General features: G+C 39.7%; 21 protein-coding genes. 13 read left to right on the top strand and 8 right to left on the bottom strand.

The genetic code is table 11. The features are described 5' to 3' along the window. Positions 1-70: 70 nt before the first annotated feature. Entirely contained in the window at positions 71-781 is a 711-nt protein-coding gene (locus tag RMY00_RS15750; RefSeq protein WP_322648424.1) for a cadmium resistance transporter, read from the bottom strand. A 295-nt stretch (positions 782-1,076) separates the two neighbouring features. Between RMY00_RS15750 and RMY00_RS15745 the strand changes: the two genes are divergently transcribed. Beyond that, complete coding sequence (locus RMY00_RS15745) at positions 1,077-2,069, top strand: LysR substrate-binding domain-containing protein (RefSeq protein ID WP_322648423.1); 993 nt, start codon at positions 1,077-1,079, stop codon at positions 2,067-2,069. Positions 2,070-2,186: 117 nt separating this feature from the next. On the opposite strand, the gene RMY00_RS15740 is transcribed toward RMY00_RS15745, so the two are convergent. Both RMY00_RS15740 and RMY00_RS15735 read right to left on the bottom strand, forming a co-directional pair. Further along, entirely contained in the window at positions 2,187-2,555 is a 369-nt protein-coding gene (locus RMY00_RS15740) for a pentapeptide repeat-containing protein (protein ID WP_322648422.1), read from the bottom strand. 472 nt (positions 2,556-3,027) lie between these two features. After that, entirely contained in the window at positions 3,028-3,405 is a 378-nt protein-coding gene (locus RMY00_RS15735) for a hypothetical protein (protein ID WP_322648421.1), read from the bottom strand. 123 nt (positions 3,406-3,528) lie between these two features. Between RMY00_RS15735 and RMY00_RS15730 the strand changes: the two genes are divergently transcribed. Next, complete coding sequence (locus RMY00_RS15730) at positions 3,529-3,714, top strand: hypothetical protein (RefSeq protein ID WP_292775647.1); 186 nt, start codon at positions 3,529-3,531, stop codon at positions 3,712-3,714. Positions 3,715-4,118: 404 nt separating this feature from the next. Continuing rightward, on the top strand, positions 4,119-5,072 hold the full coding sequence (locus tag RMY00_RS15725; RefSeq protein ID WP_322648420.1) for a hypothetical protein: 954 nt from the start codon (positions 4,119-4,121) through the stop codon (positions 5,070-5,072). A 140-nt stretch (positions 5,073-5,212) separates the two neighbouring features. On the opposite strand, the gene RMY00_RS15720 is transcribed toward RMY00_RS15725, so the two are convergent. Continuing rightward, a complete protein-coding gene (locus RMY00_RS15720; protein ID WP_322648419.1) occupies positions 5,213-5,527 on the bottom strand; it encodes a hypothetical protein in 315 nt (104 codons plus the stop codon). Between the two features lie 359 nt (positions 5,528-5,886). Here RMY00_RS15720 and RMY00_RS15715 point away from each other — a divergent pair, with 359 nt between their 5' ends. After that, positions 5,887-7,212, top strand: coding sequence for a nitrate/sulfonate/bicarbonate ABC transporter ATP-binding protein (locus RMY00_RS15715; protein WP_322648418.1), 1,326 nt, complete (start codon positions 5,887-5,889; stop codon positions 7,210-7,212). A 67-nt stretch (positions 7,213-7,279) separates the two neighbouring features. Next, positions 7,280-9,019, top strand: a complete 1,740-nt coding sequence (locus tag RMY00_RS15710; protein ID WP_322648417.1) for an ABC transporter permease — start codon at positions 7,280-7,282, stop codon at positions 9,017-9,019. 106 nt (positions 9,020-9,125) lie between these two features. On the opposite strand, the gene RMY00_RS15705 is transcribed toward RMY00_RS15710, so the two are convergent. Continuing rightward, entirely contained in the window at positions 9,126-9,656 is a 531-nt protein-coding gene (locus RMY00_RS15705; RefSeq protein WP_322648416.1) for a hypothetical protein, read from the bottom strand. Between the two features lie 217 nt (positions 9,657-9,873). Here RMY00_RS15705 and RMY00_RS15700 point away from each other — a divergent pair, with 217 nt between their 5' ends. Both RMY00_RS15700 and RMY00_RS15695 read left to right on the top strand, forming a co-directional pair. Further along, positions 9,874-10,230 carry a hypothetical protein gene (locus RMY00_RS15700; RefSeq protein ID WP_322648415.1) on the top strand — a complete coding sequence of 119 codons (357 nt, stop codon included), beginning with the start codon at positions 9,874-9,876 and terminating at the stop codon, positions 10,228-10,230. Positions 10,231-10,239: 9 nt separating this feature from the next. Beyond that, complete coding sequence (locus RMY00_RS15695) at positions 10,240-10,887, top strand: protein rep (RefSeq protein ID WP_322648414.1); 648 nt, start codon at positions 10,240-10,242, stop codon at positions 10,885-10,887. Positions 10,888-11,109: 222 nt separating this feature from the next. On the opposite strand, the gene RMY00_RS15690 is transcribed toward RMY00_RS15695, so the two are convergent. The 3 genes from RMY00_RS15690 to pdxA are packed head-to-tail and all read right to left on the bottom strand — an operon-like array spanning position 11,110 to position 12,713. Beyond that, a complete protein-coding gene (locus RMY00_RS15690; protein WP_322648413.1) occupies positions 11,110-11,343 on the bottom strand; it encodes a hypothetical protein in 234 nt (77 codons plus the stop codon). A 32-nt stretch (positions 11,344-11,375) separates the two neighbouring features. Further along, complete coding sequence (locus tag RMY00_RS15685; RefSeq protein ID WP_322648412.1) at positions 11,376-11,582, bottom strand: hypothetical protein; 207 nt, start codon at positions 11,580-11,582, stop codon at positions 11,376-11,378. Positions 11,583-11,621: 39 nt separating this feature from the next. Then, on the bottom strand, positions 11,622-12,713 hold the full coding sequence (gene pdxA, locus RMY00_RS15680; protein WP_322648411.1) for a 4-hydroxythreonine-4-phosphate dehydrogenase PdxA: 1,092 nt from the start codon (positions 12,711-12,713) through the stop codon (positions 11,622-11,624). A gap of 204 nt (positions 12,714-12,917) precedes the next feature. Here pdxA and RMY00_RS15675 point away from each other — a divergent pair, with 204 nt between their 5' ends. The 6 genes from RMY00_RS15675 to RMY00_RS15650 all read left to right on the top strand — a co-directional run bounded on the left by RMY00_RS15675 (position 12,918) and on the right by RMY00_RS15650 (position 17,758). Further along, entirely contained in the window at positions 12,918-13,022 is a 105-nt protein-coding gene (locus RMY00_RS15675; RefSeq protein ID WP_118167852.1) for a PetM family cytochrome b6-f complex subunit 7, read from the top strand. 245 nt (positions 13,023-13,267) lie between these two features. Then, positions 13,268-14,266, top strand: a complete 999-nt coding sequence (locus RMY00_RS15670) for an SDR family oxidoreductase (protein ID WP_322648410.1) — start codon at positions 13,268-13,270, stop codon at positions 14,264-14,266. 129 nt (positions 14,267-14,395) lie between these two features. After that, positions 14,396-15,313 (top strand): NAD(+) kinase, encoded by a 918-nt coding sequence (locus tag RMY00_RS15665; protein WP_322648409.1) that lies wholly within the window; start codon positions 14,396-14,398, stop codon positions 15,311-15,313. 297 nt (positions 15,314-15,610) lie between these two features. Continuing rightward, positions 15,611-16,297, top strand: a complete 687-nt coding sequence (gene nblR, locus RMY00_RS15660; protein ID WP_100900721.1) for a response regulator transcription factor NblR — start codon at positions 15,611-15,613, stop codon at positions 16,295-16,297. Between the two features lie 220 nt (positions 16,298-16,517). Beyond that, positions 16,518-17,024, top strand: a complete 507-nt coding sequence (locus RMY00_RS15655; protein WP_322648408.1) for a DUF192 domain-containing protein — start codon at positions 16,518-16,520, stop codon at positions 17,022-17,024. 506 nt (positions 17,025-17,530) lie between these two features. Continuing rightward, positions 17,531-17,758, top strand: coding sequence for a DUF2949 domain-containing protein (locus tag RMY00_RS15650; protein ID WP_100900719.1), 228 nt, complete (start codon positions 17,531-17,533; stop codon positions 17,756-17,758). Positions 17,759-17,850: the final 92 nt, after the last annotated feature.

Raw genomic sequence — 17,850 nt, 5'->3', positions numbered from 1 at the left:
CCTGTTGATAGATAAGATATTTTGCAATTTAGAATTCATTTTAGTGAGAAAATTCATGATGCACCTCTTCTTAGATACTTAGTTCTTCTTGTTTTTCACCCGACGGCTGATTATTAAAACCTAAAATTAATGAAAATATATAACTAGAAACTACAGATAAAAGAGTCCAAGTAACATTCTCTGTAACAATAAATATACCGAGTCCAATCAATATACAAGGCACAAAAGTATTGCCATTCTCTGTTAAAAAGTGAGCGATCGCAGGCAAGTAGGTTAATTTGTAAGCGGTATAACACCATACGCCCACCATTGTAAAAAATACACTTAATATTACCAGCAGACTATCTAATTCTGAGTTGGCAAACAGGGGCACGTAGACGCTGATATTATCACTACCATTGGCAAAGGCGATCGCAGCTACATTGCATGTTTGCGGAGAGATAAAACTGGCAAGCACAGAAGGACAAGACGGTTCGGTTTCTTCTTCGGCTTCCTCTGGTGAATCCTCTTCGCGTTTTAGTAAACTACTCATACCAATGATTATTGGCATTAAACCAAGTAGTCTAATCCAGTCTTGCGGTATAATCAGTCCACCGAAGAAACCGGGAAGGCTAGCAACGATCAATGCAGCAAAACCGAGATACTGACCACCAAGGATGTGACGACTGCGGAATGTTTTATTTATTTGTGAAAAAAGCAACGTCAGAATGACAATATCATCGATGTTGGTGGCAGTGAATGCGGTAATCCCTGTGGTAATTGCAGTTACGAAATCGCTCATTTGTGGAAGTCCTTATTTTCATGCTTGGGAATTAGACATTGGGCATTGGGCATAGGGCATAGGGCATTGAGCATGGGGCATTGGTTATTTCCCCTCTGCTCCTCTGCTCCCCCTGCTTCCCCTGCTCCCTCTGCTTTCTCTGCTTCCCCTGCTCTCTACTTGGTCGTTTGAGTCCGTGCCGAAGCTTTGATTTATACTTTAGTCAAACTAACCGATAGAATCAAATGCTTTTGTTTGTCAAAATGATAAATGAAAGTGATTAAAAATTTTACACCAAGTTGTAGGGACATCATAAATGGCAGGAATGACGTTTGAGCAGTTAAAGATTTTTCTGGCTGTGGCGCAGCACTTACACTTTACTCGCGCAGCAGAGGAGCTTTACATTACACAACCGGCCGTCAGTGCAGCAATCCACAACTTAGAGCAAGAATACGGTGTGAAACTGTTCCATCGGATTGGTCGCCATATTGAGATTGCTGAGGCTGGTAAATTATTGCAAGTGGAAGCACAAAAAATTCTCGATCAAGTTTCCTTAACTGAAAGGGGATTGCGGGAATTGAACAATCTGCAACGGGGTGAGTTGAAATTAGGGTCAAGTCTGACAATTGGTAACTATTGGCTACCAAGTAAGATTAGTGAGTTTAAAAGCCAGTATCCCGGTATCCAGATTAACTGTAGCCTTGCCAACACAGAAGAGATTTGTATGGGAACGGCGACAGGACAGTTTGATTTGGGTTTGGTAGAAGGAGATGTGAAGCCAGCGCTTCAGAGTACTCTGGAGTATGAAATAGTGGGGAGCGATCGCTTACAAATTGTAGTAGGTCAAAAACATCCTTGGTTTGAGTGGGGAGAAATTGACTTAAGCCAATTAACTCAAACCCTTTGGGTGATGCGAGAACCAGGTTCTGGAACCCAGCAAAGGTTTGAGGAAGCCCTACAAAATTGGGGAATCAATCTCAGTGAATTGGATGTAATTTTAGTATTTAATAGTGGAGAGATGACAAAAGCAGCGATCGAAGATGGTGTTGGTGCAATTGGAATTTCTGAGTTGATGGTAAAAAAAGAAATACAGCTGGGAACACTCCGGGCAATTCGAGTTATTGATAATAGAGAAGCTAAAGGTGCAATACCTACGGCAGGCTACACCTACGCAGAAATAGTTCGACCTTTTTTCAAACTCAAACATCGCCAGCGTTTTCAAACTGCTCTTTCCAAAGTCTTTGAACAAATGTTGATATCACCTATGTTAGATGGTTCACATCAACATGTATCAAAATCAGTTATTTAAAGGGGTCTGGGGATTAGGTACTAAATCGAAAAATCATAGTGGTTGCTCTTATCCACCACCAATTTTAAAAAGCTTTTTTCCAGTACCCAGTCCCCAATACCTAGTACCGAGTCCCTTTTACACCTTCCGCATATTTTGACTAATGGGGTCAAAACCTCTAGAAAACCGTGTGCTGTCATCGTAGTAAGCGCCAGTCAAATTCGCTCCATACAACTTAGCATAGTTGAGTTTTGCTCCCCGGAGATTTGCTTCATTGAGTTTGACACCGCTCAAATTAGCTCTGGTCAAGTTTGCTTTGGCTAAGTTAGCTCTACTTAAATCTGCTCCCCAGAGTTTAGCTTTAGCTAAGTTCGCTCCACTCAAGTCAGAACCCCATAAATTTATTCCAGGCAAATAGGCTCCAATCAACTTGTTCCTACTCAAATTGACGGCTGGAAAATATCTTTCTCCTGCGGCAAAACGTCGTTTTAATTCCTCAGCATCCATGCTAACCACCTTAAATTAGTACTTTCAGCCTAATATCTTTAATTTTCTAGTATTTACTATTTATTAGTTACTTTGTACTGCATTTTTATATAAATTATTTATCTAGTAATTTTCTAATAATTAAAAATTTATATTTTTATATCTTTTACCTCAGAAAAACCTCAAGTACTATTTTAACTCTAACTCACACCTTACCATACAAGGGTTCTAGCTATTTTTAGCACTATGGCACTTAATAGTACTCGTTTGTAGGCGATTTCTGGCATAGCTAAGTTAAGAGAAAAAATAAAAATAGGTTATATATTGCTATGTATCGGTTATGCTAGATTTCTCTAAGTAATAGTCTGACAACTTTAGAAGATATCTCTTTATTTAGTAGATTAATATTATTTTTTTTCTAAAGTATCGAAATAGAAGTATAAAAAAACTCCCCTCTACAATGAAGGGAGTTAGCTAAAAAAATTAATGGATTTTATTGACTCAGCAACCCAATAGCCATCTCAAGATACATTTTCGCCTTGTGCAAGGCTAGTAGCTTCTCTTGGGTGTACCTATCTGGGTAATTCATTATTCTCCCTTCCATCGTGATTTTGATAAGTGCCGCTTGCTCATCAGTTGGAGCATTCATCTCATCTATAGCGTTACTCAGCGCTTGCATAAAAGCAAAGGTAGGAGGTTTTAATCCCTTCCCTGTTTCAAACTGAGATAACGCCATCTGAGGGAACACCATCAACGATGTAATCCATGAAGTTTTGTACCCTTTATTCCCAGTTGGTTTGATGCCGTAGCATAAGCATAGGTCACGAAGTTCTTTAATGGTCTTTATTTCGAGTTCTGTTCGTGTAAACATAGAGTAACCATTTTCTAAAAGTGGTATCGGTAGGTAACAACTTTCTCAGGGTAAATTGCCTACCGAATTAAAACTGTATTTCGATGCTTGCTCCGAAACAAGCTATATTTACATCTCTCAACAATGCCTAACCGTAAGGGTAATCCTCAAAACTTTGACAATCCACCGAGTAAAGAATTAACTGAAAATGTTACTTTTAGAGCTACCAAGGAAATGAAGGAAGAAATACAGAAACAGGATAATCCAGCACAGTTTTGCAGAGATGCCGTTCAAAAAGCACTGGATGAAAAGAAAGGAAGGCAACAATAATTGGAGCTTTATTTCTGACATTCTGTCTAAACTACAGATAGTTAAAAAACAATATACATAACAAATTTAAGGCTAGGGTTAAAAAATTGACTCTAGCCTTAAATTTATAGCTGTATCTCTAACTGTGTGAGAACCTTAGCGCATTCGTGCCGATTGATTTTCACCGTGCTTCTGTAGACCCTATGATCCACAGCCTACAACGAATTGACTTCTAATTAGTCAGAATTGCTTGACCGATATTAGTAATCGCCTGTTCTTTAGCAAGTTTTTACAGATGTTCTAGTAGTTATACTGTTGCAATATTTTTTACTTAGTAGGTAAAACCAAAGTATAGTTTTAGCACTTTAGATGCAGAAACTATATAATTCATCATTTTCTATAAACAGAATTACAAGGAAAAAATAATGAGTAGTTTTTCTCAAAATCAAGAAAACTGGATAAGTTATGAAAAAGGTTATGAACCATATATAGGAATCATGACGGCTGAGAAATTGGAAAAAGCTTTTGAAAGAACTGAAAAAACTTTTAACCAAGCTCTTATTGAAGAAAATTCTAAAAGATTGCTTGATATTATGAATAGTTTGAAAAAACATAATAAATTTTTCAGATTACCTAGTATTGCATACGTAGAATTTGAAAGAGAAGAAGATAATGATGATGATAACCCTATACGACACAGTTACATCATAGGAGGCAGGCATAGAGTCACTGCGTTACTGAGATTGTTGGAAAAATCCAATAAAGATAAATCTCATTTTAAAGTTCAGGTAGAAATGAGAAAAGTAAATGATTTTTTGGATATTATTGAATTAATTATTGCAGATAATGAAGGAAGAAGTATGTCAAAATTTGAAGAAATTTACTTACGGCAGCTTCAAGCTATTTTACCTTTAATTCAAGATCCTAATATAACTTTTGCTCAATTTATAAATCAAATTTTAAATAATAGTGCAGTCAACAAAAAAGCGAAAGAAAACATCATTTCAGCTTATATAGATTACCAAAAAAATAAGATCGGCTTCAATAGAATTATAAAATTACACGGTAGAAAAACATACACACAGTTAATAATTAAATCGCTGTTAAGTAATCTTTTAAATAGAAGTCCTCAATTAGGGAAATGGGATGGGATAAAGCTAGAACGTGCAATAAAATGGTGTTGGGGAGGTTACAAACAAAGCCCAATTACAAATGTAATTACCAGATCAGATATTATTTGGCGTAGTAAAAACAAGCCATTTATAGCGACATTACGGGAAACTCAGAAATTAGGTAATGGTGATATTTATATAGGTAGATGCTACAAAGAAATAGCAGATTACGCCGTAGAAGAATGGGAGTTTGCTAATAAGCCTTGAGGCAAATAACTGAGAATCGGGCTATTCCAAAATGGTATTTGGACGTTTTGAATACATCTAGTAATTCTCTAATAAGTTTAGGTAGTAAAGTTGTTAGAGATCTCTAGAATATCAGGTTTTTAGCTAGACGCACAAATTTCTCAGCATTCATGAGTCGCGTTTACCTTTTTTAACAATACAGAAGTTATTTGTTCCCATTCCTGGCTTAGTTCTCCTAAAAACTCTGGCTGACCACTGCGCTGATACCAGTAACGGGCATTGTTCAAATCGCCTTCTTCGCGGTGCAGGTAAGCATGAACCCAAGCACTATCGGCATCACTGGCATTTCCAAGTATTTCATGAGCTTTGTTCCAATCACCTTTTTTGTCATACCACATTGCTTGCAGTGCTTTTGGTAGCGTCTGGGGACATGAGCGCTGCTTTTCGATTAATTGCAGAAATTCCTCTGTATTCACGATCGCCACCCAACAAGAATTAAACTTCTATCTCTAAGATACTCTTTAACTTAAGGTATTTTTATTGTAACCGCCATAGTAGAGATTGTTTATTTAATATCTGCAATCATTCCAAATTTACTCGGTTGCACAAAACTAATATAACAATATATTCATTTTAATATTCGGGCAAGGGTTATTTTTTGGCAGCAATTAGTGGAATTATTCTTATTAACTCTTAGAGCTAATTTATTACTACGTAAGCGAGTAGTTAAACTACCGAATTGTTAAAATTGCAAAATAAGCCATTTTTAGCAGCTTTAATTGTAAAATAACCTCAACATGAGATTTTATTTAATTATTCTCTTACAGAAAGAATTATGGCCTTTAAAACAGCAACCGAACATCTGATCGACCTAAAAAATGTCAGCAAATCTTATCAGCAGCCCAATGGTCAGCAGATTGTCATCTTAGAAAATATCAATCTTGAGTTGCGACCGGGGGAGATAGTTGCATTGCTAGGCCCTTCAGGTTCAGGGAAATCTACTTTAATGCGGATTGTTGCTGGCTTAATTCCCGCCAGTCAAGGTGAAGTCATATATCATAATCGTCCCTTAGTTGGATTAAATCCTGGGGTAGCAATTGTTTTTCAAAGTTTTGCTCTTTATCCTTGGTTAACTGTATTAGAGAATGTGGAACTAGGTTTAAAAGCAAAAGGAGAAGCGCCAGATTCTCGACGGCAAAAGGCACTGAAGATGATTGATATTATTGGTTTGGATGGTTTTGAAAATGCCTATCCCAAAGAGCTTTCTGGGGGAATGCGTCAGCGAGTTGGATTTGCTAGAGCTTTAGCTGTAGAACCAGAATTGTTATGTATGGATGAGCCGTTTTCGGCATTGGATGTGCTGACAGCAGAAAACTTACGGTTTGAGTTATTAGATTTGTGGTTAGAACGTCGAATACCGACCCAAGCCATTCTCATCGTCACCCACGGGATTGAGGAAGCGGTAATTATGGCAGATCGAATTATTGTTTTAGGACGCAATCCGGGAAGAATTCGGGCTGACTTACCTGTGACTTTACCCCATTACCGCGATCGCAAACACCCAAATTTTCAAGCCCTAGTAGATCAAGTTTATACAATCATCACCAACCCCGAATTAGAAAAAATTCAGCCTCCAGCTACTACCTCTGTACCAGATGCAACACCACCAGCAAAATATCAGTCTTTACCAGCCGTGCGAATTGGTTCTATTGCCGGTCTTTTGGAAATTTTAGAAGATCGTCAAGAAAAAGATTTATCTCGGCTTACCCAAGAATTGCAACTAGAAGTAGATGATATTTTACCAATTGTGGAAGCTGCAAAATTAATGGATTTTGTAGAACTCGCAGAAGGTGATATTAGCCTAAAGCCAATCGGGCAAGAATTTATTAATGGTAGTATTGACGATCGCAAACAAATTGTGCGATCGCAACTTTTAACTCATATTCGTTTAGTACAGCAAATTTACCGTCTTCTAGAAGCGAAAAATAATCAACGTATTCCAGAAGAACTGATTTTAGATATTTTAGAAAGTCATTTTAGTCCAGAAGAAGCCGAGCGGCAATTAAACAGTGCTGTTGAGTGGGGTCGTTACGCCGAGATATACGGTTACGATGAGCCATCGGGACAAATCTTTTTAGAGCAAGCTGTTGTTAGTCATTAGTCATTGGTTATTAGTCATTTGTGATTTTTGAATTTTGAATTGTTAATCTCCTCTACTCCCTACTTATATGACTCGACCGCTCACTCCTGCTAATAAAACTCTGGGACGTAACAATTGGACTTGGCAAGATGGATTGCTAATTCTAGTGATTTTATCTTTTATTGTGGCAATTATTAGAACTGCTTCACAATTTAGCGGTACTTTTCAACCCGAACTGACGATTTCTACAAACATCAATGCTTTACCAGGATATGCAGCCCAAAGCCTGATCCGTATGGGTCTTGCTTACTTTTTATCTTTAATTTTCACCCTATTGTATGCCTATACCGCTTATCGCTCCCGAATTGCAGAACGGATTTTAATTCCGATGTTGGATATTCTGCAATCGATTCCAGTATTGTCTTTTTTACCAGGTGTGGTGCTGGCTTTGATTGCCCTGTTTCCGGGTCAGAGAATTGGTGTAGAAATAGCAGCAATTTTGCTAATTTTTACTGGCATGACTTGGAATATGACGTTTAGTTTTTACCAATCTCTTCAAAGTATTCCGCAAGAATTACGAGAAGCAACGCGGGTTTATCGGCTTAATCCCTGGCAACGTTTTTGGACGTTGGAGTTACCATCTGGTGTAATTGGTTTGGTATGGAATAGTGTAATGTCGGTGGCTGGAGGTTGGTTTTTTTTAATTGCAATTGAGTCATTTACCTTGGGTAATAAAGATTTTCGCTTGCCTGGATTAGGCTCTTTTTTAGGTACAGCAGCCAATAATGGAGACTTTCTAGCTATACTCTGGGGCTTGGCGCTGCTGATTGGGATTATTGTGGTGACTGATTTTTTTGTGTGGCGACCCCTGATTGCTTGGGCAGAAAGATTCAAGTTAGAGATGCTTGAAACTGAAAATGCACCCCAATCGTGGGTATTAGATATTTTCAGGCGATCGCCTACTTTACGCGCAATTAGCGATCGCGTTTTTCAACCATTACAAACAGTCCTAGACAATAGTTTAATTCGCTCGTTTCCCGTGCGTTCTCTACCTGTAAATACCAAAGGAAACCTAAATTTACCGACTTTTGTAAATTGGGTATTTGTTAGTGGCTTCACCTTAATTGTGCTGTGGGGTACTTGGGAAGCCGTACTGCTGTTACGGACTTTAGGCTGGGATGATTGGCAACAAGTAATGAAAGGCGCTATATTAACGGCCTTGCGAGTGGTAATTGCTTTGATATTATCCCTATTGTGGACAGTACCCGTAGGAGTAGCAATTGGTCGCAATCGACAGTTAGCTCAAGTTTTACAACCATTGGTACAAATCGCTGCTTCTGTACCAGCAACAGCCTTATTTCCAGTACTTTTGCTGGCTTTAACCCGCATCGCTGGTGGTTTGCAGATTGGTGCGATCGCTCTGATGATGTTAGGGACAATGTGGTATATCCTGTTTAATGTCATTGCTGGGGCACAGTCGATTCCCTCAGACCTGATCGAAGCAGCTTGGGTGTATAAACTCTCAACTTTGCAACGTTGGCGAACCTTAATTTTACCTGCAATCTTTCCCTACCTAATTACAGGAATTATTACCGCCGTTGGTGGCGCTTGGAATGCCAGTATCGTTAGTGAGTACGTCACATTTCAAGGGCGAATAATTAGTACTCCTGGATTAGGCGCAACAATTTCTCATGCCACAGCTACAGGCAATTTCTCTCTGTTGTTGGCTTCGACTGTGGTAATGTCTCTTTTGGTAGTACTGACCAATCGTTTGGTTTGGCGACCACTTTATAATCTAGCTCAAGAGAAATATCAATTATTGGTTTAAGAATAAGTAACTAGAACGACGTGAATAATTAAAGGTTTGTAGTTAGCTTGAGCCTCCCTAACTCTCCTTTTTAAGGAGGGAATTAGAGCAATCCTCTTCTTTCCCTTTACTTAGCTGGAATAAGTTCAAACTCGAAAGTACTGATCAAACGGTCATCAATATAAACCTCTATTCTATACTTACCAAGCGGATCGCCAGGAGCGATCGTCCAAAAATTCTCAATCACACCGTTTGGAGCCGACTGTGTGCGCCGTGTCACAGATGTAGTACCATCTGCTGATATTGAGAAGTCTTCACCGTTATCTGTACCCCAAGTTTCTGGAGGTTTTGGTAAATGCAAGACTTCGCGCCATTTCACTTCACCTTGGTAGTCTTTGAGTTTAATCCGCCATCCGTAGGCGTTTCCTTGCTGAAGTGGCACTCTTGTTGTCCGCAAAATGGTAACATTCCCTTTGGAATCAACTCTCTTCAGCCCGAACTCAGTGTTACTAACAGTAATCTGTTTTGTATTCGTTGGCGCAGGAGATGATATAACATTTTCTACCAAAACAGAAGTAGCGTTGATTGGCTTAGAGGCCATGACGCCAAATATTAGCCAAGAAGAAACTAGCACAGCAGTAGTAGCCCAAATTTTCATTAGAATAGTTTTCCTATCAGATTGGTACTTATTCAAGTAATCTGACATGTTTTCCGGGCCAAGGCTATCTATAGTTGGACAAAAACGAAATTGCTTTTAATAATTGATAGATTCAGGAACTCAGGGAAAACTCGAATTTCCTAAATACTTTTACTGAGGCTTGACCGTATAAATTGCGTTAATTTGAGGCGTTGATACAAACTAATTTGGTGATTTCGTGTTTGCTCAAGCCTCAGACAATGACTTTATTGCTTTTAATATATCGTCTCAAGATAAGTTCCAACAAAATCAAAATATACAGAGCTTAACCGAAGTTTCACCTATAGGTAAAATTTGGGACAAGCACAGAAGTAATACTGATAAAGTCCTGCATTATTATGCTAAAGCAGGCGAAGATTATTTTCAGCAGTATGCTTGGCGGATGAGAATATGTTCCGAGTTGCTGAAGTTTCAATTAGTGCCAGAGGAATCGGAAGGTATTCTCAAGTTAAAGCTATCAGATGCACGATTCTGTAGAGTTCGTCATTGTCCGGTTTGTCAGTGGCGGCGCAGACGCAAAGCGGCTTGTCGTTAGACATCGCTCATGTGGAAAGCAAGAGCTTACAAGATTCTCCCACAGGTTGTAACTGATTACCCCAAGTACCGTTGGCTATTTGTTACCTTGACTATAAAAAATTGCCAGATTGAGGAACTCAGAGAAAACTTGGATTTGATAAATAAGGCTTTTAAGCGATTCACTGAATTGAAAGCATGGCCTGCAAAAGGTTGGGTGAAGTCTATCGAAGTAACTAAAGGTAGAGATGGAGTCTCAGCACACCCGCATTTACATATTTTGGCAATGGTGCCGCCTTCGTATTTTAGTCATGGGTATCTTTCTCATGCCAAATGGGTAGCGTTATGGCAGCAGTGCTTACGGATTGATTACCAGCCTCTTGTTCATACTAGCGCGATCGCAAAACATCATAACCCTTCACTACTGATCCCAGAAATTCTCAAGTATCAGGTGAAAGAGTCAGATTTGGTGGGTGATAGAGAATGGTTTTTAGAGTTAACCCGTCAACTGCATAAAAGTAGAGCGGTCGCTGCTGGGGGTATACTCAGGCAGTATATGCGTGAATTAGAGGAGAAAAACCAAGACCTCATTGATGAAAGTGAAGAGACAGATGAGGTAAATGGAGAAAGTTTGTTTTTCCGATGGGAGCGCAAGTTACAAAGATTTAATATAGAGTGACATCAGCGATACAAGAATAGCTTCGCTGATCGAGTTATAAAATCTAAAAATAAAAGGTGTAAAAATAACAATGGCTGATCCAAAGCCTATTCGCACAGTTGTTCGCTTAAGAATATTCTATAATACTCATTAGTCAGAAAAACAAGCTCAACAAGAGGGCTTTTCTTTTATCAACGTTTTTTTGAAATAGATTTTAGAGTTATTGAAACGAATAATTAAATTTTAACTAGGGAGATAAAAAGCTTCTACAACCGCTTTTGGTAATTCAATCAATACGAAATAATTGCTAGGATATAAATAGTCTTCACCTGATTCATCAATAACTCTAATCATTCGGTGCTTAACAGCATCAGAATCAGGAAGAGTCTGGTAAATTTTCCGAATTTCTAAAGAAGCAGGATAATCTTTGTTGTTAATGCAAACAACATATTGAGTTTGCGTGTTCGCTGACTGCATAACGACTCCTATAGAAAGCGTTTTATTTTGATTTATTTCTTACCAATTCCGTGGGCTTCATACCAGTGTAACTCAACTTCATAAATGCTTCCGTCGTCTAAGCTAATGGTTGCAAAGCCTTTAAGTTTCCGCCACCGTCCTGAACCATAAATTTTACGCAAGCGTTCTAGTTCACGAATGGAGTTACCAACAGCAATTATTTCAATATTGGTGATGTCTCCGATAATTTCAAAATTCAAGTAAGCATTACTCCTAGTAAATATTGCAACAAAGAACTTTTAACCACAATCCACCGCCAATCTTCGACTAACCAACTCAGCCGCTAAATGTATTGCTGCTTTCATACTCGTAGCATCAGCAATTCCCTTACCCGCAATATCAAACGCTGTTCCATGATCTGGTGAAGTCCGAACGAAAGGAAGGCCAATAGAAGTATTAACTGCTCGATCAAACGCCATCAGCTTCACAGGAATTAAGCCTTGGTCGTGGTAAAGTGCCAAGTAGCCATCAGCAGGATTTTGTACTAAAGAATTTCCATACCAAGCTTGACCAGGTTTAACCCACATCGTATCTGGCGGTATTGGCCCATCTAGCTGTAATTGTGGTCTATTTTGCCGCTCTTGCTCTAACCAGGGAATTAACCAATCTTGTTCTTCATGTCCAAGTTGTCCCTGTTCGCCACTGTGGGGATTTAAACCTGCGATCGCAATTCTCCCATTTTCTATCCCAAAGTCTTTCTCTAAACACTCCACCAGCAAATCCAATTTCTGTGTCAACAATTGCGGTGTCAATATATCGGCTACTTGACGTAGGGGAATATGTGTGGTGGTTAGTATTGCGCGGAGTGTCCAATTAGTATGGGGCGATCGCGCCACAAATAACATCCCAAAACGCTCAACACCTGATTTTTCTGCCAAAAGTTCTGTTTGTCCTGGATAATTATAACCTGCGGCTTTCCAAGCAGATTTAGCGATCGGGCCTGTGACAATAGCATCAAATTTACCAGCCAGTGTTTGAGCGATCGCACATTCCATATACGCAAAACTAGCCGCACCACTGGCCGCATTACCTATTCCGGCAATAATTTCATCTTGAATTTTTCCATCTAACTGCACATTAATAACTGACAAATTGTCTGGATTTGCCAAAGGTACTAAATTCTCAGTTAAGTTCAGTTTGTAATAAATATGTCCTAACAAAGCCCGGTTTCCCACCACTGTAACGTCATATTTCTTACTAATTTCTGGTTCTGCTAAAGCTTTCAAAATCACCTCCGGCCCAATTCCCGCCGGATCTCCCAACGTCACCGCTAAACGCGGGCGATTTTTTTTGGTAAAATTCACTAGATTATCTAAATTATTTTGATACATAAAATTTATTCATAATTATTATCATCAAATTTCCCCATCCCCGTGTTCTCCCGCTCACAGTAGGGATTGCCCCCCAAACCAGTAGGGATTACTTGCTAAACTAGTTTAAGATTATTTACACAGGTCTAATTCTACAGCAACAATTCAAGAGCTTCTGATAGACCTAGTTTACACACACTAATTTGCATAAGGAGAATCACACCAATGGGCGGCGAACTTTTGAATGCAGCTCTATTGTCCTTCGGTTTAATCTTCGTAGGCTGGGGCTTAGGCGCGTTGTTACTAAAAATTCAAGGCACAGAAGAATAATCCCTACGGTAATTGGCTATTGAGAGGAAAGAGGTTTTCCTCTGCCTTGAAAAGTTCTGTTCGCCCCAATCTGGCGTTCATACTTTTCGCTAACAGGGAAAATTGCTGTCCGTTTACCGGACAGCAATTTTCCCATGAGTCTGCCCATAACAAACGATTTTCTTAGAAAAGATGTAAAGTTTTGTTTGCATAGGTTATTCTGATAACATTCTTTTCATAAAACAATAAAATTTATTACAACCCTCATGACATTATTAATCGTCGGTGCCACTGGCACCTTAGGAAGACAAGTGGCTCGTCGTGCAATCGATGAGGGATATAAAGTACGCTGTCTTGTCCGAAGCAGTAAAAAAGCAGCTTTTCTCAAAGAATGGGGTGCAGAACTCGTACCGGGAAATTTACGTTACCCCGATACCTTAGCGGAAGCTTTAGAAGGAGTAACCCAAGTTATTGATGCATCAACATCTCGTCCTACAGATTCACTGAGTATCAAACAAGTGGACTGGGACGGCAAAGTAGCATTGATTCAAGCAGCAAAAGCAGCAGGTGTAGAGCGTTTTATTTTCTTTTCGATATTAGATGCTGATAAATACCCAGAAGTGCCGTTAATGGAAATTAAGCGGTGTACAGAACTCTTCTTGGCTGAGTCTGGCTTAAATTACACCATCTTGCGCCTAGCTGGGTTTATGCAAGGATTAATCGGTCAGTACGGAATTCCTATTTTGGAATCACAGCCAGTTTGGGTGACTGGTAATTCTTCTCCCATCGCCTATATGGATACTCAGGACATTGCTAAGTTCGCAATCCGTGCATTGAGTGTGCCAGAAACGCAAAACCAAACTTTTCCTGTAGTCGGTACTCGTGCGTGGAGTGCAGAAGAAATTATTAACCTATGCGAACGTTTATCTGGAAAAGATGCCAGAGTAACACGGATGCCAATAACCTTGCTGCGTGCTGTGCGCGGCTTAATGCGGTTCTTTCAGTGGGGATGGAACGTAGCAGACAGGCTAGCATTTACAGAAGTATTAGCTAGTGGTAAAGAGTTAAATGCTTCAATGGATGAAGTATACACAATTTTTGGCTTAGATCCGCAACAAACCACAACCCTAGAAAGCTATCTACAAGAGTACTTCAGTCGAATAATGAAGAAGCTCAAAGAGTTAGACTACCAGAAAAATAAAAATAAAAAGCAGAAACCTAAAAAAACTCCTTTTAAACAGTCTTCAAAAGCCAATAGTCAATAATTATTACAAAACAGACATTAGTCATAAAAGTCTAGACTTTGGATATTTGACTCTAGATTAATGACTACATGACCAAAATGTGTAAGGATTACATAATACAGAGCATCGCCTAAACTTGGATATTTGAGTGTGCCGAAAGCAGGCATTATCTACAATGACGTTAAACCGATAGCCGGCCGTGTCGCTATCGAGTTGAAAGACAAGCTAACCGCAGCTGGTTGGGATGTGTGTGTCACATCGAGTATCGGTGGAATATTGGGCTACTCTAACCCGGAGAGTCCTGTATGCCACACCCCCATTGATGGTCTAACGCCCCCTGGTTTTGACTCGGATATGGAGTTTGCAGTGGTGTTAGGGGGAGACGGGACTGTTTTAGCAGCGTCTCGTCAGGTGGCTCCCTGTGGTATTCCACTGCTAACAGTGAATACCGGCCACATGGGATTTTTAACAGAAACCTTCCTGAATCAATTGCCTCAAGCACTAGAACAGGCAATGACGGGTGAGTATGAAATTGAAGAACGAGCCATGCTCACCGTCAAAGTGTTTCGGGGAGATTCAGTGCTGTGGGAAGCCCTCTGCTTAAATGAAATGGTTCTGCACCGCGAACCTTTGACCTCTATGTGCCATTTTGAAATTGCCATAGGGCGTCATGCGCCAGTAGATATTGCAGCAGATGGTGTAATTGTTTCTACACCTACTGGTTCTACAGCTTACTCATTGAGTGCTGGTGGCCCAGTTGTTACCCCTGGTGTACCTGCTTTACAGCTAGTACCCATTTGTCCCCATTCCTTAGCTTCTAGAGCATTAGTATTTCCAGATACTGAATCGGTCAACATTTACCCAGTTAACATTCCTCGGCTGGTAATGGTGGTGGATGGTAATGGAGGGTGCTATGTACTACCAGAAGATAGAGTATATATGGAGCGATCGCAATATAGTGTTCGATTTATTCGTCTGCAACCGCCTGAGTTTTTCCGAATTTTACGAGAAAAATTAGGTTGGGGTTTACCACATATTGCTAAACCAACTTCGGTAGAATTGCCGTAGAGATTGGGCAGGAGGCAGAAGTTTTTGAATTTTGAATGGATTATCTCCCTCATCCCCCACTCCCCAACTTACTGATTTCCTTCCAGAATTACTGGTGTAAAGATGGTATTTGGATTTAGTTATTAAGATTGCATCCAAGAATTAGATGGCTGACACCTGAACGTGCTAAAAGATTCTTAGCAGCGTGTCAAATCAGGATTGCTCCATCACTAATAACTCGTAATTGCACTTTATAACTGATGTAAAGATTTTCTCTGGAATATCTTTACAATCTCAAATCCAATATCCCAAATTGTTATGACAGTTGCTCCAAGTCCCTGTGTTTTGGTGATTGAAACCGATGAGAGCCTAGCAAATCAGCTTTCTTGCGATTTGCAAGAAGCCGGGTATGAATCAATTTTGGCTCATGATGCGACTAGTGGTTTACAACACTGTCGCGATCGCCAACCTGCTTTAATTGTTTTAGACCGGATGCTAGCAGGAGAATCAGGACTCTCATTGTGCAAAAATCTAAGAAGTACTGGTATGCGATCGCCTGTATTAATTTTAATGGCAAGGGATACAGTTGATGATCGTGTAGCTTGTCTAGAAGCAGGAGCGGATGATTACATCCTCAAACCTTATCGCTCAGAAGACTTTTTAAAGTTGATTCGGCTCTACTTAAAACCTGATGTGGATACCACGGAGCAGTTACGCTTTGGGGATCTGATTTTAGATATAGCAACTCGCCGTGCCATACATAGCGGACGAGCAATTGACTTGACAATGAAAGAATTTGAGCTATTAAAATTCTTAATGGAACATCCCCGTGAGGTATTAACCCGCGAACAAATTTTAGAAAACGTTTGGGGTTACGACTTTCTGGGCGAGTCCAATGTAATTGAAGTGTATATCCGCTACTTGCGCCTAAAAATTGAAGATGAAGGACAAAAGCGCCTCATTCAAACGGTGCGAGGTGTAGGGTACGTTTTGAGAGAATCTTAGTACACTCTCTACGAGACGCTACGCAAATGCTTAGAGCGAGTCAGACGCTCCTACGTCGCTTACGAGCATCGCGGTACGACGAAGCACAAAGCGTCCCTTCAATCCTACCTTGCATAAGGTGTGGGTTACTCCTGCCTCCTGAAAGGACGAATAAAAGCCGTAAGTTTTTTAGCTTAAATTCTGTAAAATTGAAATCTAAATTACAAAATCAAAAATAATTATGATTTATCGACTAAGTTTGCTTTCAATGGTGCTAAGTATTTTACTGATGGGCTGTTCTGTGCCAACAACAGCTAAACCTCCCAGCCCTACGTCTAATTCTCAAACTCCAGCACCAGAGAGTTTAGGTCAAAAACTACCAATTTCTGCTAAAGCTATTGTTCCTAATGGCACAACAATTCAGTTAGAAGTGGCGCAGACACCACAACAGCAAGCAATGGGGTTGATGTATCGACCAGCTTTGCCAGATAACCGGGGGATGTTGTTTGGGTTCCCTTCACCACAACCAGTTAGTTTTTGGATGAAGAATGTACCTGTGGCCTTAGATATGGTATTTTTACAAAACGGAGTCGTTAAATATATTCAGGCTGCTGCACCTCCTTGTGCTAGTGAGCCTTGTCCTACCTATGGGCCCAATACACCAATCAATCAGGTGATTGAACTTCGCTCTGGCAGAGCTGCCGAGTTGAAGTTGAAAGCGGGCGATATTGTCAAAATTGAGCGTTGAGACTTCGGTGCTTTGCGTAGATAAAGATTTGGATAGTTTCTCTGTTCAGAGTCTATACTATCGAAATCTATGTTTTTTCTGTAAAAAATGGCACGTCTTATGGAAAAAATTCATCTGTAACGCTACTATTTAAAAACTGTGGTGATAATGTAAAATTCTACTGTCTCCAACCCGAAATCGCAGTCTTGAGGTTTGGCAAAAATATTCCCTTGGGCGCAAGTGTAAACAGTCGCCAATAAGAGAATATAGGCTATGGAATCTTTGTTACTCCATGTGTAATTAAATAACGCACAAAAGTAAACAAAATGGAGCCAATTTAACTAAGTAAGAATACTGCTTAACAATTGAGCAGATAATTTGTAAGAAAATTTTTATTTTTCAGAGTTTCTATGAGAAGCCTTTGTTAAAGGCAAATCACAAATACTCTGCTAGGGTGTATAGCCGATAACGGCAAAGTGACAGATAAAATACTGGCTAGTGGCTACCAAGCAATGGTGAACTGATATATGACAATACATTCTGCACAAGGAGGTGAGATACAAATGTCACAATCAAAATATTCTCGACTGATTAATTTTTTGCAAGAAGATTTAGCAATTTCCACGGCATCGCTGGCGGTGGCACTTCGGCATCGAGAGCAAGATCCAGGCCCTTTGGCAATGATTCTTTGGCAATATGGTTTGATTACTCTAGAGCAGTTAGACCAAATTTATGATTGGTTGGAAACGGCATAGTCATAATAATTTTGGATTTTGGATTAAAAGTCTCTACTAAAAGGCTGTTATCAGAATCTGAAAAAATACTCTATTTATACCAATTCAGTATC

It is taken from the genome of Nostoc sp. ChiVER01 (assembly GCF_034531155.1).
GTDB lineage: Bacteria > Cyanobacteriota > Cyanobacteriia > Cyanobacteriales > Nostocaceae > Nostoc.
The sequence above is the reverse complement of the archived record's forward strand: the minus strand, read 5'-3'. Positions and strand labels throughout refer to the sequence as shown.

What these genes read in the sequence shown, in the direction of transcription:
- RMY00_RS15695 (WP_322648414.1), top strand. Translation starts at nt 10,240, where the DNA reads ATGTGGAAAGCAAGAGCTTACAAGATTCTCCCACAGGTTGTAACTGAT.
- RMY00_RS15745 (WP_322648423.1), top strand. Translation starts at nt 1,077, where the DNA reads ATGGCAGGAATGACGTTTGAGCAGTTAAAGATTTTTCTGGCTGTGGCG.
- RMY00_RS15735 (WP_322648421.1), bottom strand. Translation starts at nt 3,405, where the DNA reads ATGTTTACACGAACAGAACTCGAAATAAAGACCATTAAAGAACTTCGT.
- RMY00_RS15730 (WP_292775647.1), top strand. Translation starts at nt 3,529, where the DNA reads ATGCCTAACCGTAAGGGTAATCCTCAAAACTTTGACAATCCACCGAGT.
- RMY00_RS15710 (WP_322648417.1), top strand. Translation starts at nt 7,280, where the DNA reads ATGACTCGACCGCTCACTCCTGCTAATAAAACTCTGGGACGTAACAAT.
- RMY00_RS15705 (WP_322648416.1), bottom strand. Translation starts at nt 9,656, where the DNA reads ATGAAAATTTGGGCTACTACTGCTGTGCTAGTTTCTTCTTGGCTAATA.
- RMY00_RS15750 (WP_322648424.1), bottom strand. Translation starts at nt 781, where the DNA reads ATGAGCGATTTCGTAACTGCAATTACCACAGGGATTACCGCATTCACT.
- RMY00_RS15670 (WP_322648410.1), top strand. Translation starts at nt 13,268, where the DNA reads ATGACATTATTAATCGTCGGTGCCACTGGCACCTTAGGAAGACAAGTG.
- RMY00_RS15650 (WP_100900719.1), top strand. Translation starts at nt 17,531, where the DNA reads ATGACAATACATTCTGCACAAGGAGGTGAGATACAAATGTCACAATCA.
- RMY00_RS15675 (WP_118167852.1), top strand. Translation starts at nt 12,918, where the DNA reads ATGGGCGGCGAACTTTTGAATGCAGCTCTATTGTCCTTCGGTTTAATC.
- RMY00_RS15655 (WP_322648408.1), top strand. Translation starts at nt 16,518, where the DNA reads ATGATTTATCGACTAAGTTTGCTTTCAATGGTGCTAAGTATTTTACTG.
- nblR (WP_100900721.1), top strand. Translation starts at nt 15,611, where the DNA reads ATGACAGTTGCTCCAAGTCCCTGTGTTTTGGTGATTGAAACCGATGAG.
- RMY00_RS15740 (WP_322648422.1), bottom strand. Translation starts at nt 2,555, where the DNA reads ATGGATGCTGAGGAATTAAAACGACGTTTTGCCGCAGGAGAAAGATAT.
- pdxA (WP_322648411.1), bottom strand. Translation starts at nt 12,713, where the DNA reads ATGTATCAAAATAATTTAGATAATCTAGTGAATTTTACCAAAAAAAAT.
- RMY00_RS15715 (WP_322648418.1), top strand. Translation starts at nt 5,887, where the DNA reads ATGGCCTTTAAAACAGCAACCGAACATCTGATCGACCTAAAAAATGTC.
- RMY00_RS15725 (WP_322648420.1), top strand. Translation starts at nt 4,119, where the DNA reads ATGAGTAGTTTTTCTCAAAATCAAGAAAACTGGATAAGTTATGAAAAA.
- RMY00_RS15690 (WP_322648413.1), bottom strand. Translation starts at nt 11,343, where the DNA reads ATGCAGTCAGCGAACACGCAAACTCAATATGTTGTTTGCATTAACAAC.